This window comes from Megamonas funiformis, from assembly GCF_010669225.1.
Taxonomy (GTDB): domain Bacteria; phylum Bacillota; class Negativicutes; order Selenomonadales; family Selenomonadaceae; genus Megamonas; species Megamonas funiformis.
In genome coordinates this window covers 2,506,244-2,522,577 of sequence record NZ_CP048627.1, presented here as the reverse complement: position 1 = coordinate 2,522,577, position 16,334 = coordinate 2,506,244, and the positions used below count along the sequence as shown (strand labels likewise).

The 16,334-nt window shown below is 31.9% G+C and carries 19 protein-coding genes and 1 riboswitch; of the genes, 10 read left to right on the top strand and 9 right to left on the bottom strand.

Annotated features, from left to right (window positions below; translation table 11 throughout):
* The first annotated feature begins 205 nt into the window (after positions 1 to 205).
* From rpmH to rsmG, 8 genes are all read left to right on the top strand, one after another.
* Positions 206 to 340, top strand: a complete 135-nt coding sequence (gene rpmH, locus GXM21_RS12540; protein ID WP_008539230.1) for a 50S ribosomal protein L34 — start codon at positions 206 to 208, stop codon at positions 338 to 340.
* A 152-nt stretch (positions 341 to 492) separates the two neighbouring features.
* The gene (gene rnpA / locus GXM21_RS12535) at positions 493 to 858 is read left to right on the top strand and encodes a ribonuclease P protein component (RefSeq protein WP_008539232.1); all 366 of its coding nucleotides are present in this window, start codon (positions 493 to 495) and stop codon (positions 856 to 858) included.
* Positions 855 to 1,064, top strand: a complete 210-nt coding sequence (gene yidD, locus GXM21_RS12530; protein WP_008539234.1) for a membrane protein insertion efficiency factor YidD — start codon at positions 855 to 857, stop codon at positions 1,062 to 1,064. Before rnpA ends, yidD begins: the two co-directional genes overlap by 4 nt.
* Positions 1,065 to 1,121: 57 nt before the next feature.
* Positions 1,122 to 1,802 (top strand): YidC/Oxa1 family membrane protein insertase, encoded by a 681-nt coding sequence (locus tag GXM21_RS12525; RefSeq protein ID WP_008539236.1) that lies wholly within the window; start codon positions 1,122 to 1,124, stop codon positions 1,800 to 1,802.
* Positions 1,803 to 1,805: 3 nt separating this feature from the next.
* Positions 1,806 to 2,459 (top strand): RNA-binding cell elongation regulator Jag/EloR, encoded by a 654-nt coding sequence (gene jag / locus GXM21_RS12520; protein WP_008539237.1) that lies wholly within the window; start codon positions 1,806 to 1,808, stop codon positions 2,457 to 2,459.
* 86 nt (positions 2,460 to 2,545) lie between these two features.
* A complete protein-coding gene (gene mnmE, locus GXM21_RS12515) occupies positions 2,546 to 3,943 on the top strand; it encodes a tRNA uridine-5-carboxymethylaminomethyl(34) synthesis GTPase MnmE (protein WP_008539238.1) in 1,398 nt (465 codons plus the stop codon).
* Positions 3,944 to 3,974: 31 nt separating this feature from the next.
* Complete coding sequence (mnmG, locus tag GXM21_RS12510; protein ID WP_008539239.1) at positions 3,975 to 5,855, top strand: tRNA uridine-5-carboxymethylaminomethyl(34) synthesis enzyme MnmG; 1,881 nt, start codon at positions 3,975 to 3,977, stop codon at positions 5,853 to 5,855.
* Positions 5,852 to 6,580, top strand: a complete 729-nt coding sequence (rsmG, locus tag GXM21_RS12505; protein WP_008539241.1) for a 16S rRNA (guanine(527)-N(7))-methyltransferase RsmG — start codon at positions 5,852 to 5,854, stop codon at positions 6,578 to 6,580. The genes mnmG and rsmG overlap by 4 nt, the downstream gene beginning before the upstream one ends.
* Positions 6,581 to 6,651: 71 nt before the next feature.
* Here rsmG and GXM21_RS12500 read toward each other — a convergent pair.
* From GXM21_RS12500 to deoC, 7 genes are all read right to left on the bottom strand, one after another.
* Positions 6,652 to 8,012 (bottom strand): IS3 family transposase gene (locus GXM21_RS12500; protein WP_370763700.1). Its coding sequence is split into 2 segments (ribosomal slippage): positions 6,652 to 7,509 and positions 7,512 to 8,012, totalling 1,359 coding nucleotides; the frame shifts between segments, so codons are not numbered across the junction.
* A 70-nt stretch (positions 8,013 to 8,082) separates the two neighbouring features.
* A complete protein-coding gene (locus GXM21_RS12490; protein ID WP_008539247.1) occupies positions 8,083 to 9,171 on the bottom strand; it encodes a PTS transporter subunit EIIC in 1,089 nt (362 codons plus the stop codon).
* A 218-nt stretch (positions 9,172 to 9,389) separates the two neighbouring features.
* The gene (locus tag GXM21_RS12485; protein ID WP_008539248.1) at positions 9,390 to 10,226 is read right to left on the bottom strand and encodes an aldo/keto reductase; all 837 of its coding nucleotides are present in this window, start codon (positions 10,224 to 10,226) and stop codon (positions 9,390 to 9,392) included.
* Positions 10,219 to 10,974, bottom strand: coding sequence for an FGGY-family carbohydrate kinase (locus GXM21_RS12965; RefSeq protein WP_208854429.1), 756 nt, complete (start codon positions 10,972 to 10,974; stop codon positions 10,219 to 10,221). Before GXM21_RS12965 ends, GXM21_RS12485 begins: the two co-directional genes overlap by 8 nt.
* Positions 10,905 to 11,459, bottom strand: a complete 555-nt coding sequence (locus GXM21_RS13170; RefSeq protein ID WP_008539250.1) for an FGGY family carbohydrate kinase — start codon at positions 11,457 to 11,459, stop codon at positions 10,905 to 10,907. The genes GXM21_RS12965 and GXM21_RS13170 overlap by 70 nt, the downstream gene beginning before the upstream one ends.
* Positions 11,425 to 11,763, bottom strand: a complete 339-nt coding sequence (locus tag GXM21_RS13165; protein ID WP_008539251.1) for an FGGY family carbohydrate kinase — start codon at positions 11,761 to 11,763, stop codon at positions 11,425 to 11,427. The genes GXM21_RS13170 and GXM21_RS13165 overlap by 35 nt, the downstream gene beginning before the upstream one ends.
* Positions 11,764 to 11,781: 18 nt before the next feature.
* Positions 11,782 to 12,444 (bottom strand): deoxyribose-phosphate aldolase, encoded by a 663-nt coding sequence (gene deoC / locus GXM21_RS12475; RefSeq protein ID WP_008539252.1) that lies wholly within the window; start codon positions 12,442 to 12,444, stop codon positions 11,782 to 11,784.
* Positions 12,445 to 12,572: 128 nt separating this feature from the next.
* Here deoC and GXM21_RS12470 point away from each other — a divergent pair, with 128 nt between their 5' ends.
* Positions 12,573 to 13,340: a GntR family transcriptional regulator gene (locus GXM21_RS12470; protein ID WP_008539253.1), complete on the top strand. Its 768-nt coding sequence runs from the start codon at positions 12,573 to 12,575 to the stop codon at positions 13,338 to 13,340.
* Between the two features lie 31 nt (positions 13,341 to 13,371).
* Here the strand turns inward: GXM21_RS12470 and GXM21_RS12465 are convergent, their stop codons facing one another.
* Together GXM21_RS12465 and GXM21_RS12460 are read right to left on the bottom strand one after the other, a co-directional pair.
* Positions 13,372 to 13,671 carry a hypothetical protein gene (locus GXM21_RS12465; RefSeq protein ID WP_019000047.1) on the bottom strand — a complete coding sequence of 100 codons (300 nt, stop codon included), beginning with the start codon at positions 13,669 to 13,671 and terminating at the stop codon, positions 13,372 to 13,374.
* A gap of 224 nt (positions 13,672 to 13,895) precedes the next feature.
* Positions 13,896 to 15,071: a phosphoribosylaminoimidazolecarboxamide formyltransferase gene (locus tag GXM21_RS12460; RefSeq protein WP_008539256.1), complete on the bottom strand. Its 1,176-nt coding sequence runs from the start codon at positions 15,069 to 15,071 to the stop codon at positions 13,896 to 13,898.
* A 41-nt stretch (positions 15,072 to 15,112) separates the two neighbouring features.
* Positions 15,113 to 15,191, bottom strand: a riboswitch (ZMP/ZTP riboswitch).
* Positions 15,192 to 15,340: 149 nt separating this feature from the next.
* Between GXM21_RS12460 and pfkA the strand changes: the two genes are divergently transcribed.
* Positions 15,341 to 16,309 (top strand): 6-phosphofructokinase, encoded by a 969-nt coding sequence (gene pfkA / locus GXM21_RS12455; RefSeq protein WP_008539259.1) that lies wholly within the window; start codon positions 15,341 to 15,343, stop codon positions 16,307 to 16,309.
* Positions 16,310 to 16,334: the final 25 nt, after the last annotated feature.

The following is a 16,334-nucleotide window of genomic DNA, read 5'->3' as shown; positions in this document are numbered from 1 at the left end:
GGAGATAATCCTTTCTTAAAATTTTTTATAAAACTTATCCACAGAATTTGTCAAAACCTGTGGATAAGTGCATAAATATATTATCAAAATGAGCATGATATATCAACAAGTATTTTGAAATCTGTTGACACAAAAACAGCAGTAGTCTATAATTCTAATAGCTATAATTTGAACTATTATGGTGTTTTTTAAGGAGGTGTGAAAATTGAAACAGACATTTCAGCCAAATACTCATTGGAAAAAGAAAACTCATGGTTTCCGTCAACGTATGAAAACTAAAGGTGGTCGCCTTGTTTTAAAAAGAAGACGTACTAGAGGAAGACATAAGTTATCCGCATAATAATAGGTCACTACGGTGGCCTCTTTTTCCTTTTGTCATAAGTAGAGATAGTGCTTTTCACTATCTCTACAACTGGGAATGATTTAGTTTTTTGTATTTTGCTTAATATATATGAGCATAAACGCCAGATTAACTTCCCAAGTGAGGGTAACATGAAATATAGTTTGCAAAAGAAACTCATTGTTAAAGAAAATAGTGATTTTCAAAAAATTTATCGTTGTGGCCGTTCTTTAGCAAATAAGAACATGGTTATGTATTATTGCAAAGCATTTCACCCTTCTCACAAAGTGGCTTTTGCTGCTGGTAAGAAACTTGGAAATGCTGTTACTAGAAATCGCGTAAAGCGATTGCTTCGAGAAGTATATAGACTACATCGTCGTGAAATAAAAGATGATTATTGTCTTTTACTTGTAGGCAGAGCGGCAGCTGTAGATTTAAAATCTACAGCTTTAGAGAAATCATTTTATTCACTATGTAAGCGTGCTAACATTTTGAAAAAAGAGGTTGAAAAAAAGTGAAGCGGATTTTCATTGGTTTGATTTTATTTTATCGAAATTTTATATCTCCATTGAAACCGCCTTGCTGTCGCTATATTCCGACTTGTTCAGAATATGCCTTAATTGCGGTAGAAAAATATGGTGTCGTTCACGGTGGCTGGATGGCAATAAAACGTATATTGCGTTGTCATCCTTTTCATAAAGGTGGATACGACCCTGTAAAATAGATGTTTATTTATGGTTATTCGTTGGTAATTTGAAATTTACTTATAGGATGTGATGATTTGGATTTTATTTCTTCTATTTTTAATCCAATTGTGCAGTTATTAGAATTTATCTTGGGGATTTTCCATGATTTTCTAAGCACAGTAGGTTTGGAATCTTATGGTGTGGCAATTATAGTATTGACTATTATTATAAAAATGGCATTTTATCCGTTGACTGTAAAACAGGTAAAATCTATGAAGGCAATGCAAGAATTGCAACCAAAAATGAAAAAACTTCAAGATAAGTTTAAAAATGACCCAAAACGATTACAACAGGAAATGGGTATGCTTTATAAAAATGCTGGGGTAAATCCTTTAGCTGGTTGCTTGCCACTTTTAGCTCAGATGCCTATTTTGATGGCAATGTTTTATGCTCTTCAAAGCATTGATTATGGTGGAGATCCAACATTTTTATGGATTATGAATTTATCTAATCCAGACCCATACTACATTTTGCCTGTTTTATCAGCAATAAGTACTTATGTAGTACAAAAACAAACATCTTCAGCTTCTAGTTCTCCACAGATGCAAATGCAGATGAAGATTATGTCTGTAGTAATGCCTTTATTTATTGGTTGGATTAGTTGTAATTTTGCAGCTGGTTTAGTTATTTATTGGATTGTCAATAATATTATGCAGATATTGCAGCAGTGGTGGATGTATAGACATGAAGATACTTCTGCAAAAAAGGGGTCATAATATATGGCAAGAGTTATCGAAGTAACTGGTAAAGACATTGAAGAAGCAAAAAAATTGGCTTTAAGTCAATTGGATTTGCCTCAAGAACGTGTTATTTTTGAAGTATTAGAAGAACCTTCAAAGGGCTTTTTCGGTTTAATTGGTGCTAGAGTTGCTAAAATAAGAGCAACTGAAAAGGAATTAACACCATTGGAAAAAGGTCAAGAATTTTTAAAGAAGATTTTCAAATCCATGCACAAAGATATACAGATTGAATGTATTGAAGAAGATATAAATTATAAATTCAATCTCATTGGTGATGATTTAGGTGTATTGATTGGTAAACATGGTCAGACACTTGATTCATTGCAGTATCTAACAAATATGGCTGCTAATAAAAATGTTACAGGTGCGAGAGTTCGCATTGTTCTAGATGTGGAAAACTATCGTAAACGCCGTGAAGAAACACTTTGTCAATTAGCAGAAAGATTAGCTAATAAAGCTAGAAAATATCGCACAAAAGTAGTTTTAGAGCCAATGAATCGCCATGAACGTAAAATTATTCATATGGCACTTCAAGATTATGCTGATATCATAACTTACAGTGATGGTGTTGAACCTCATCGTAAAATAGTTGTGGATATTAAACATAATAAAAACGAAGATTTAGTAATTTAATAGTGAAAATAAAGCTGTGAAAGGGCTGTTTCCAATTGTTTATATTATTTGGGGCAGTCCTTTTGTGTCTAATTGGAGGATTTTTGATGAAAAACTTTGGGGAAAATGATACTATTGTAGCAATTTCTACACCACCTGGAGAAGGTGGCATAGGTATTATTCGCATCAGTGGTGAAAATTCTGGAATTGTTGCTAGTAAGTTATTTAAATGTGCCAAAAAGGATTTGACTGTAGAAAATTTTGAAAGTCATAAAGTTGTATATGGTAAGATTGTAGATGAAAAAGGCAATGTCATTGATGAAGCTTTATGTATAGCAATGTGGGCACCTAATTCTTATACAAAAGAAAATGTGGTGGAAATTCAAAGTCATGGTGGTGCATTAGTTGTTCGCCGTATTTTAGAATTGGCATTGCAAAATGGTGCTAGAATGGCAGAGCCAGGTGAATTTACAAAACGTGCTTTTTTAAATGGTAGATTGGATTTATCACAAGCTCAATCTGTAATGGACATCATAAAAGCGAGAACAGATGCTTCACTTCGCATGGCAGCAGGTCATCTTCAAGGTAAATTTTCTGATGAAATCAAAGCTATGCGCCATGATATTTTAGAAGTCATAGCTCATTTAGAAGCTTCCATAGATTTTCCAGAAGATGATATCGAAGATGTGGCAAAAGATGAAGCTAGTGCAAAGGTTAGAAGTATAAAAAATCGCATAGAAGAAATGTTATCTACGTTTAATACTGGTAGAATTTTGCGTGATGGTTTAGTAACAGCTATCATTGGTAAGCCAAATGTAGGTAAATCTAGCCTTTTAAATACACTTTTGCGTGAAGATAGAGCGATTGTAACAGATATTCCAGGGACTACAAGAGATAGTTTAGAAGAATATGCAAATATCGGTGGAGTTCCTTTAAAGATTATAGATACAGCTGGTATTCGTGAAACAGAAGATAAAGTAGAACAAATTGGTGTAGAAAAATCCATGTCTTATGTACAAAAGGCAGATTTGATTTTAGCTTTATTTGATACATCTTCTGATTTAACAAAAGAAGATGAAGAAATTATTAATTTATTGCAAGGTAAAGAAGGCATAGTTTTACTTACTAAAAATGATTTATCTTGTGTTTTAGATATAGAAGATTTACAAAAACGTTTGCAGGGCAATTTTAAATATATGCAGATATCTACATTCAACAATGATGGCATAAAAGAATTAGAGCAAGAGATTGTAAATCGCGTATATAGTGGTACAGTAAAACAAGCTGAAGGCGTTTTTGTAAATAATGTGCGTCAGGCTAATGCGTTAAAAGAAGCACAAAAATATTTAGAGGATTGTTTAAATACTATTGAAATGGATATGGCAGAAGACTTTATTGTCATAGATATTCGCTCTGCTTGGGAAAAATTGGGAGAAATAACAGGCGATACAGTAGATGAAGATATTATTGACCAGATATTTAGTCAATTTTGCATAGGTAAATAAAACGATATAGTTTGAAATAGGAGGAATTTTTTTGTTTATTGCAGGCAATTATGATGTAATTATTATTGGTGCAGGTCATGCTGGCGTAGAAGCAGCTCTTGCTAGTGCTCGTATGGGTTGTAATACTTTACTTACAACTTTGAATATGGATAATATAGCAATGATGCCATGTAATCCATCTGTAGGTGGCCCAGCTAAGGGTCATTTAGTCCGTGAAATTGATGCTTTAGGCGGAGAAATGGGCGTAAATGCTGATAAAACTTGTATTCAGTACCGTATGCTCAATACTGGTAAAGGCCCTGCTGTACAGGCTTTGAGAGCACAAGCAGATAAAAAACTATATCAAAATACAATGAAGCATACTTGTGAATTGCAAGAAAATCTCGATGTAAAACAATTATTGATAGATGAAATCTTGTTTGAAGATAATAAAGTAACAGGTGTTGTAGTAGAAACTGGTGAAGTTTATACTTGTAAGGCTGTAGTGCTTGCTTCTGGGACATATTTAAAAGGACGCATTATCATTGGTGAAAATACATATGATGGCGGTCCTAATGGTCAAAGAGCAGCTATAAAATTATCTTCATGTTTATTAAAAGCTGGTGTTGAACTCATGCGTTTTAAAACAGGTACACCAGCTCGTGTAGACCGTCGTTCTTTAGATTTTTCTAAAATGATAATTCAACCTGGTGATGATGAAGTTCATAATTTTTCTTTTATGAGCGATGTAAAAACTCGTGAACAAGTTCCTTGTTGGCTCACTTATACAAATGAACAGACTCATAAAATCATCAGAGATAATATCGAACGTGCACCGATGGCAAATGGTATTATCACTGGTGTAGGTCCTAGATATTGCCCATCTATTGAAACAAAAATTGTGCGTTTCCCAGATAAAGAACGTCATCAGTTATTTATCGAACCGGAAGGTTTAGATACTGAAGAAATGTATGTACAAGGTATGTCCACAAGTATGCCTATTGATGTACAAATGGAATTTTTACGCACTATTCCAGGCTTGGAAAATGTGAGAATTATGCGTCCTGGTTATGCTATCGAATATGATTGCATTAATCCATTACAATTAAAACCTTCTTTGGAATTTAAGAAAATAAGCGGTTTCTTCTCAGCTGGGCAGACAAATGGTACATCTGGATATGAAGAAGCAGCTTCACAAGGTCTTATTGCTGGTATCAATGCCGCATTGAAAATTCAAGGGAAAGAACCTTTGATTTTAAAACGTTCTGATGGATATATTGGTGTTTTGATTGATGATTTAGTAACTAAAGGTACTAACGAACCATATCGTGTAATGACTTCTCGTGCAGAATATCGTTTGCTTTTACGTCAAGACAATGCTGATTTACGTTTAACAGAAAAAGGTCGTCAAGTTGGCTTAGTATCTGATGAACGTTATGCTCGCTTTGTAAAACGTCGTGATAGCATTAAAAATACTATTGAATTATTGAGTGAAATTCGCATTCACCCAAATAAAGAAACGCTAGCAAAGATGCAGGAATTTGAATTAGGCTCTATTCACAATACTGTTACAGCAGCGGATTTATTAAAACGCAAAGAAATCAGCTATGATGATTTAAAACATATCGTAGAGCTTCCTGAAATCAGTGAAGATGTGAAAAAACAAGTAGAAATTACTTTGGTATATGAAGGTTATATCAAAAAACAATTAGAACAAGTTGAACGCATGGAAAAACTTGAAGAAAAATTATTGCCAGAAGATATAAATTATGATGAAGTATCTAGCCTTCGCGATGAAGCTAGAGAAAAATTAAATGCGATAAGACCAATTTCCATAGGTCAAGCAAGTCGTATTTCTGGCGTATCTCCAGCAGATATTTCTGTATTACTTGTTTATTTAGAACAATATCGTCGACAGGAGGAAAATGCATGAGCTTTGTAAATGACTTAAGTGAAGTAGCTAAAGAATATGGTTTAGAGCTTACTAGCAACCAAATAAGCGCTTTTAATAGATATTATGAGTTACTAGTCGAATGGAATGAAAAAATCAATTTAACAGCGATTACAGAGCCTAGAGAAGTAGCTATAAAACATATCGTAGACTCACTTAGTTGCTATCAAAAAGAATTATTTACAGGACAGACAGGACAGATAAGTCTTATTGATGTTGGGACAGGAGCAGGTTTTCCAGGACTTCCATTAAAGATATTTTATCCAGAATTAAAATTGACATTGCTTGATTCTTTAAATAAGCGTGTGAAATTTTTACAACTTGTAGTTGATGAATTGGGTTTAAAAGATGTAGAAGTAATCCATGCACGCAGTGAAGAAGCAGCAAGAAATAAAAAATATCGTGAAAAATTTGATTTAGCAACAGCAAGAGCAGTAGCTAGATTACCTATTATTTGTGAATATTGTTTGCCTTTTGTAAAACAAGGTGGTACTTTTATCGCTTTAAAAGGTCGTCAATATGAAGAAGAAATACAAGAAGCGCAAAAAGCATTTTCTGTATTAGGTGGAAAATTAGTTAAATCTATGCCTGTAAAACTCCCTGAATTGGAAGATAAAAGAGCTGTTGTCTATATCAAAAAAGAAAAAGCAACACCTAAAGTATATCCGCGTAAAGCAGGTACACCAGAGCGAAATCCAATTGTTTAAAATATAGATAAAGTAGAAAATAAAAAAAGATAGTACATTTTGAACTGCACCCAAAATATTGGACATATTAATTAGGCTACTAATTGAAACTTAATTCTGTATTCTACAGGACTAAGTCCTTTTAGTTTTATCTTTATCCGTTTTGTATTATAATATTTTATATAAGATTTTAACTCTTTTATAAAATCTTCAACGGATTTGAATTTTTTTAAATAGAATAATTCGCTTTTTAGCAAACCAAAGAAATTTTCTATTACAGCATTATCTAAGCAATTACCTTTTCGGCTCATGCTTTGGATAATGCCTTTTTCTTTTAATAATTTTTGATATTTTTTATTCTGATACTGCCATCCTTGGTCTGAGTGTAGAATTATCCCTTTTGTTTCTTTTATCTTTCTTGTTGCATCTTCTACCATATCTAATACTTGCTTTAGTATTGGTCTTTTCGATATTTTATAACTTATTATTTCTCCGTTATATAAATCTATTATTGGTGATAAGTATATTTTTTCATTACATAATGCAAATTCTGTTACATCTGTTGCCCATTTTTCGTTTGGTTTTTCTGCTTTGAAATTTCTATTTAATATATTTTTAGCTATTTTTCCTTCTTGCCCTCTATACGATTTGTATTTCTTTGCTCTTACTTTGCATGTTAAATTTTCTTCTTTCATCAATCTCATAACAACTTTATGATTGATTTTTATCCCTTGTTTATGCAGCTGCATAGTTACTCTTCTATATCCATATCTTCCATGATTTTTATTACAAATATTATGAATTAATGTTTTTAATCCTTTATATTTATCTTCTCTAGATAATTTTTTTAATGCATCATAATATGTGCTTTTAGCTAATTTTGTATAGTTTAATAGGGCTTTTAGAGTATATTTTTTCCTTAATTTAGCAATTACTAAAACTAGTGTCTTCCTTCCTTTTCCCATTGCTTCATTAAGGCATGCCACTTTTTTAATAGGTCATTTTCCATCCTTAATTGATAAACTTCTTGTTCCAATTTTTCAACATAAGAAAGTTCTTTTTTAGGTTTGTTAACTTTGTATTTAGATTTAGATTTTTTCATAGATGGTCTACCTCGTTTCTTAGCAAGTAAGCCAGAAAAGCCATAAGAATGATACAACTTTTCCCATGTAGAAATTGTACCAGTATTAGGAATGGAAAATTTGGCTGCTGTTTGATTTAATGATAAATGATGTAGCCATTTATATTCAATAACTTTTTGCTTAAAGATAGGAGTATATTTACGATTTTTATGAAGAAGTTGTGGAATACCACCATGTTCATAATGAGATATCCATCTGCAAAGAGGAGCTATATCTGGCATGTTTAGAATTTTAGCTACATGAGAAATAGAATCTCCTTTTAAAACCATTTTAATTGCTTTAACTTTAAATTCATTTGAGTATTTAGTCATAAAAAAACTGCACCTCCAAAAGTTGTTTTTTGTCCAACTTTTGGGGTGCAGTTCAATTTGTACTATCTTTTTATTTTGCTAAATCAACTTTAAATTTTAAACAATAAGCGATGATGAAAGCAATAATGGCAGCAATTACATCACTTAAAATATACAATAGAAAGCCATCGCCATAAAATACAGGAAGAGAAGCTAGACTAGGAAAGGCAAAAGCGATAGCTTTAGCGCCTGAATAACCAGCGATAGCACCACCAATACCACCACCGATGCATACGGCTATCATAGGCTTTTTGCGAGGTAAATTTACACCAAACATAATTGGTTCAGTGATACCAAATAATGCTGACAAAATAGAAGATGCGCAAATGGATTTAAATTTCGTATCTTTACTTTTTAAGAATACAGCAAGTCCTGCACCAGCTTGAGCAAATACAGCAGGTCCCATTAAGGCTAAAACTGTATCCGAACCCAATACGGCAATATTATTCATACCGATTAAAATAAAACTCCAGTGGAAACCAAAGATTACCATTGGTTGAATGACTGTACCTAATAACGCTCCTGATATAATTGGGGAAAATTTATAGATATATTCATAGATATTAGCGAGAAAATCACCTATAACCATACCAATAGGGCCAAATAAGAATAATGTTACAAATCCTACAAAAATAATACACAAAAGAGGTGTCAAAAACCCTTTTACCATATCAGGGAAAATTTTATTTAAGAATTTTTCAACAAAAGTTAATAATGCTGAAGCTAAAATAATAGGGATAACACTAGAATGGTAGGTAACACCTTTTAAAGGAATATGGAAGAATTCTACAGTTTGACCAGATTCTAAGATATGATTTAGTGAAGGATAAAGGAAAATACCTGCAATAACGACAGCAGTAAAGGGATTAGCACCAAATTTTTTAGCTGATGTATAGGCTAATAACATGGGTAAAAAGTAAAATAAACTGTCAGTCATGGCATTTAAAACAAGGTAATTATCACTTTCTTTAATTAGTACATCTGTGGCAATTAATACAGCAATAATACCTTTTAAGATACCAGCGGCACTTAGTAAACTGACAATGGGTAAAAATATACCAGCGATACCATCAATTATAGTATTAATCATTGATTTTTGGTGTTGAGAAGAAGTGTTCATACAGATAAAAATAGTCCTTTCGATGAATTTATTATGTACATATATCTTATATAAATACACACACAGCTAATAATTATACTTAGTGTTAACAATATTGTCAATTTGTGAGTTAAATTAAAGAAAATATGTGTATTTTTTAGATGATGAATTTATAGAGATTGAAGAATTTTTAAAATAAAAAAAACTGCACTTAAAGTGCAGTTTTTTATTTAATATAATTAAAAATTAATATTATCACTATCTTTGTAAGAACCACCACAAGTAGTTATATTATCAATAACACACAAATCTTCACAACTAATTGTAAAATTTATTTTTAGATTTTCAATAATACGCTCTTTAGTAACACTTTTCACAAGAGGTATAACATTGTGTTGTAAAGCATATTGAACACATAATTGCGCTATTGAAGCATTATATTTTTGAGCAAAGATTTTTAATTCCTCACATTGAAATACTTTACCATTTGCCAAAGGACTATAACCGACAACTACGATATTGCGTTGTTTACAATAATCTCTAATATCTTTTTGCAAACAGCTAGGATGAAATTCAATTTGATTAACCATAGGTTTGATTTCACAAGTTTCAAGTAATTCATCAATATGATGCTCTTTAAAATTGCTCACACCAATAGCACGAATTTTTCCTTGTTTATATAAATCTTCCATAGCTTTCCATGATTGGCGGTTTTTTTCAATATAATCATCATGGTATTTTTGTGGTCTTGGCCAATGAATTAAATATAAATCTAAATAATCAATAGCTAAATCATTTAATGTTTGATTAAAGGCTGTAATAGTTTCATCATAACCGCGAATGTCATTCCATAATTTACCTGTGATAAATAATTTATCGCGAGAAATATTACTAGCAATAATGCCTTGACCAACTTCTTTTTCATTGCCATAAACGCTAGCACAATCGATATGTGTATAACCATTTTCGATAGCTGTTTTCACAGCATTTATAGTAACTTCACTTGTTGGTGCTTTCCATGTGCCAAAACCAATTTGAGGAATTTTTACACCATTATTTAAAAGAATATTATTCATCTAAAACCCTCTTTTCACTGAAATCATTTAATTGTTCAAATAATGATTGCAATTGCAAATAAGCTTTTTCAAAAATTGGCTGTAATTTTTGATATTTTTTTACGTTTGTAGGGGTAGGTTCAATTATTTTATCTAAAGAAATAAATTTGCTGGCTACTTCAAAATCTTTAAAAATACCAATGCCAACACCAGCAGTGATAGCAGCACCCATAGAAGCAGCTTCATCTAATAATTTTGGCAGAATGATTTTAGTATTATAAACATCAGCAAATATTTTTTGCCATGATTTACTTTTAGCTCCACCCCCAACAGCTACTAATTCAGATATATGGATATTTTCAGCTTTAAATATATTTAAGATAATATTTAAATTCATAGCAACGCCTTCTTGAATTGCTCGCAATAAATCTTTTCGCTGATGTTCCATTTTTAGACCAATGAAATTAGCTTTAGCATTTGTATTCCACCAAGGACTTCGTTCACCAATAAGGTAAGGCAAAAATAATAGTCCATTGCTACCAACAGAAGTATTAGCAAGTTCTTGTTCTAATATGTCATAAATAGATTTATGTCCTCTTTGAGCTAGATTTTGTTCGTATTGGCAAAATTTATTTATATACCAAGAGTAAGCGCCCCCACCGCTTTGCATAGTACCAGTAGGTAGGATATATCCAGGAACTATATGAGCCCAATTAAAAGTGCTTTTATTTTTGGAGAAAATAGGTTTTTTGTAGTTATAGATATCCAAGAAGAAGTACCAATACTACTATGAGCAATTCCCTCTTTGATACAACCAGTGCCAACGGCAGCACATACCCCATCGCCTCCACCACAAACAACAGGTGTATTAGGGCAAAGTCCAGTTAATTCACTAGCAGTATTAGTTATATATCCGGTAATATCAGTGGATTTTAAGAGTTTAGGCATTTTTTGTTTATCAATGCCCATAATATTTAATAATTCATCAGACCAACATAATTTATTTAAATCCATTAGACAAGTAGAGGAGGCATCACTGTATTCAGTAACAAATTGATTTGTTAATTTTAAAATGATGAAGTCTTTTGCATTTAGCATTTTATACGTTTTAGCATAAATATGCGGTTCATTATCTTTTATCCACATAAGTTTTTGACCACCATAGCTAGGAGAAAGACGATGACCTGTTATTTCATAAAATCTTTGAGGTGATATTTGTTTAGCTATTTGTTGAGTTTGTTTTGTAGCACGCATATCTGCCCAAATAATAGCATTTCTTAGTGGTTCTTGTTTTTTTATCTACACAGACACAACCCATCATTTGACCACTAAAGGACACAGCTAAAATATCTTTAGGATTAATATTTTTTATTAATGTTTTAGTGGTAGCTATGACAGCTTGCCACCAATCGTTAGGATTTTGTTCTGCCCAATTATTATTAGAGTAATAAACATCATAATTATATGTGCAACTAGCGATGAGTTGCCCTTCTGTGGAAAATAAAGTGGCTTTATTTCCAGATGTTCCTAAGTCGTGAGCTAGTAAGTATTTACCCATAGATAGGTATGCTCCTAATTATTTATTATTGTATGCTTCTGTGATTTTTATAGCAGAAGATGTGCCAATTCTTTCAGCGCCAGCTTCAATCATTTTTAAGCAAGTATCTAAATCGCGAATTCCACCAGCGGCTTTTACTTTTACTGTGTCTTTGACAATGCTTTTCATGAGTTTTACATCTTCAACTGTAGCGCCACCTGTACCAAAGCCTGTAGAAGTTTTGATGAAGTCTGGTTTTACTTCAAGTGCTATTTCGCATAATTTAATTTTTTCTTCATCAGTAAGATAGCAGTTTTCAAAAATAACTTTAGAAATTACATTATGTTTTCTGCAAACATCTACTATTTGAGTCATTTCTTCTTTGATATAATCATAATTTTTTTCTTTTAATTCTGTAATATTAATTACATAATCAATTTCATCTGCACCATTTGCAATAGCATCTTTAGTTTCAAAGACTTTAGTTTCTATTGTAGTTTGCCCTAAAGGAAAACTAATAGCAGCACCTACATGAATATCAGTTTCTTTTAAAAGTTCTTTGCATAATTTTGTCTGTGTAGAATTGATAGCTACCATCATAAAATCATATTTTTTAGCTTCTTCGCAAAGTTTAGCAATATCTTCTCTAGTAGCATAAGGTTTTAAACATGTGTGATCAAAGTATTTACTAAATTTATTCATAGTTATCGCTCTTTTCTTTGTTATTATGTAATTACATAATAACAAAATAACAAAATTAAGTCAATATATAATAACTTATTGATAAAAGATAGTTAATATTTTATAATTTTTTTGAAAGGAGATTATAAATGAATTCGATATATGAACAATTAAAAATAGATAGAACAGTTCCTATTCCGCTATATTATCAAATAAAAACTTTTATGATAAAGCATATTGAAGATAATAGCTTAAAAGATGGTGAATTAGTTCCACCAGAAGAAGAATTATGTGCATATTTAAATGTTTCAAGACCGACAGTTAGACAAGCGTTTTTAGAATTAGTACATGAAGGTTATTTAAATAGAATTAAATCAAAAGGGACATTTGTTACTCGTCCTAAAATTGCAGGGGATTTCATTCAAAAAATCCAAACATATAATCAAGAGATGCAATATTATGGATTAAAGCCTAAAACGAAGCTTTTATCTATATCAGAAATAGATGTCTTTGCTGAAGTTATGGAAAAATTGAAGCTAACAGAAAAAGATAAAGTTATTTGTCTTGAACGTTTGCGCTATGCTGATGATAAACCTATAGTTTATGTTAAAACTTTTATACCTGTGAAATTATGTAAGGGCTTAATTGATGAAGATTTAGAGCAAAATTCTTTATACGATACTTTAAAAACAAAATATAATATAGAGATTGCTCATATTAATCGTCAAATTCATGCAACAGTTGCTGACCCTTATTTATCTGATTTATTGGGTATTATGGAAAATGCTCCATTATTATATATAACAACGGTTGCATATAATCAAAATGATATTCCATTTGAATATTCATTAGCATCTTATCGAGCAGATATGTATAAAATGAATGTAGATTTATATAAAGATAAGTATTATAAATAAAAAAATGGCACTAACATAGTTAGTGCCATTTTTATAATCCTGTCCCTATAGAAATAAGACGATAATAATCTTTTTCTTTAATAAGTTGCATATAATTTGATTTATTAATAATCCAATTATTTTCTTGTTTAGTCCCATTACCAGGCAACCAAAAATCGTCATCACCTGACTGAATAGAAAATACTACAGAATATATAGTTGGTTCATTAGGTACACTATATACAGAGATATCTTTATAATCAAAGATTTTACCATTAGCAAAAAGACTTTTATTTTTATGATAAGATAGTTCTTGTTTGACAATAGTATAAACAATTTCTTTATCAGTCATGTGGATAGTTTCTTTTATTGGTAATGTATCTGGATAAGATGTAATTGGTGAATGACTAGAATAATATAAATTTAGACTAATAAGTGTAAGTAAAATCAAATATATTTTTAATGAGTTTGTTTTTTTATATAATTTAAGAAAAAATATACAAAAAATACTTATTAAAATCAAAATACATATTGAATAAAAAAGATTAATATTCATTATAATTCTATTTATAGAAATTAATGATGGAATAAACGAATTCCAACGAATGCCATTGCCATATTGTATTTATCACAAGTTTCAATAACATTATCATCACGAATAGAACCACCGCTTTGAGCGACAAATTCTACGCCAGATTTATGAGCACGTTCAATGTTATCGCCGAATGGGAAGAATGCATCAGAGCCAAGAGCTACGCCTTTTACTTGAGCGAGCCAAGCATCTTTTTCTTCTTTAGTGAATACTGGAGGTTTTTCAGTGAATACGCGTTTCCAATCGTCGCCACCGAGTAAATCCATATATTCATCAGAGATATATACATCAATTGCATTATCGCGGTCTGGACGGCGAACATCTGGTTTAAATGGTAAGTTTAATACTTGAGGTGCTTGACGTAAATGCCAGATATCTGCTTTATTACCAGCAAGACGAGTGCAATGTACACGGGATTGCTGACCAGCACCGATACCGATAGCCTGTCCGTCTTTAGCATAGCATACGGAATTGGATTGAGTGTATTTCAATGTGATTAAAGCGATAAGTAAATCACGTTTTGCTTCATCTGTGATATTTTTATTTTTTGTAGGAATGTTATTGAATAATTCTTCAGTGATTTTAATATCATTGCGTTTTTGTTCAAAAGTAACGCCAAAAACTTCTTTTGTTTCAAGTTCAGGTGCTTTGTAATCAGGGTTCATCTGAATTACAAGATAGTTACCTTTACGTTTTGTTTTTAAGATTTCTAAAGCTTCAGCACTGTAAGATGGAGCAATAACACCATCGGATACTTCACGGGCTAAGAAACGAGCTGTAGCAGCATCACATTCATCGGAAAGTGCAGCAAAATCTCCATAAGAAGACATGCGGTCAGCACCACGAGCGCGAATATATGCTGTAGCCATAGGTGTGAGTTCGATACCTTCAACGAAATACATTTTTTTCAATGTTTCAGATAAAGGAACAGCAACAGCTGCACCAGCAGGGCTTACATGTTTAAAAGATGCAGCAGATGGAAGACCTGTAGCTTCTCTTAATTCACGAACTAATTGCCAACTGTTAAAGGCATCTAAAAGATTAATATAACCTGGACGTCCATTTAAAACTGTGAATGGTAAATCTTGTCCATCTTTCATAAAAACGCGAGCAGGTTTTTGATTAGGGTTACATCCGTATTTTAATTCCATAGAATTCATTTACGATATTCCTCCTGTAAAATAAATATAATACTATTAGATTTTGTTGCCCAGACGGTCGGCTGTATAAATCTGTGCTTCATGTGGTTAATTCCACTTCCGTCAGTTACACAGATTGTTAACTAAAATTTATCATTTTAGAGTATGAGTTGTCAAGCTAAGCAATAATATTTGGAGATTTTGTTTTTTTAGGGATTTTTACAAGGATATTAGTTATTATTTAGCGAATAAAATATATAAATGCTTTTAATTTTTGAGGAGGTTTTTTTATGTCAGTAGAAAATATTGCTGTATTGACAAGTGGTACAGATGCACCAGGAATGAATGCGGCTATTAGAGCTGTAGTGAGAACTGCGATTAATAATAACGTGCGTATATGGGGCGTTTATGATGGATATAGAGGCTTAGTTGATGATAATATGGAAGAATTAACTTCTATATCTGTAGCCGATATTATTCAGCGTGGTGGTACTTTCTTGGGTACAAGTTTTTGTAAGCGTTTCCGTACAAAAGAAGGTCGTCAATTAGCTTATGAAAATCTAAAAAAACATAATATTGATGCTTTGATTGTTATCGGTGGTGATGGTAGCTTACGTGGAGCAGAAGAATTTGAACGTGAAACAGGATTTTCTGTAATTGGTATTCCAGCTACTATTGAAAATGATATTTGGGGAACAGATTATGCTATTGGTACAGATACTGCTGTAAATACTATTTTACAGGCAATCAACGAAATTCGTGATACTGCAAAAGCACATCGTCGTACATTTATTATTGAAGTAATGGGCAATAAATGTGGTTGGCTTGCTACATATTCAGCCGTTGCTGGTGGCGGAAATATGGTTATAGTACCAGAAGAAGAATTTGATAAGGAAAAAATTATCAATAAAGTACAAAAATTACATGATGGTGGTAAATCTTATTTAGTAATTTTGGCTTCTGAAGGTACTGGCAATATGCAAGAGTTAGTAAAAGAATTAGAAGCTAGAACAGGAATTTCCACACGCTTGACTGTTTTAGGTTTAGTTCAACGTGGTGGTTCACCAACAGCTAATGACCGTGTATTTGCAAGTGTATTAGGCGAACAAGCAACACTTGCAGCTGTTTCTGGACTTCATAATATTGTTTTTGGTATGCAACGTGGAAATATTGTTTGCATTGATTTACGTGATGCAATCACTAATAAAAAAGAATACCCAGAAGATTTAAGACATTTAGCAGAAGTGATTTCTTTATAATAAGAAAAATAAGAAAGTCTAGAAA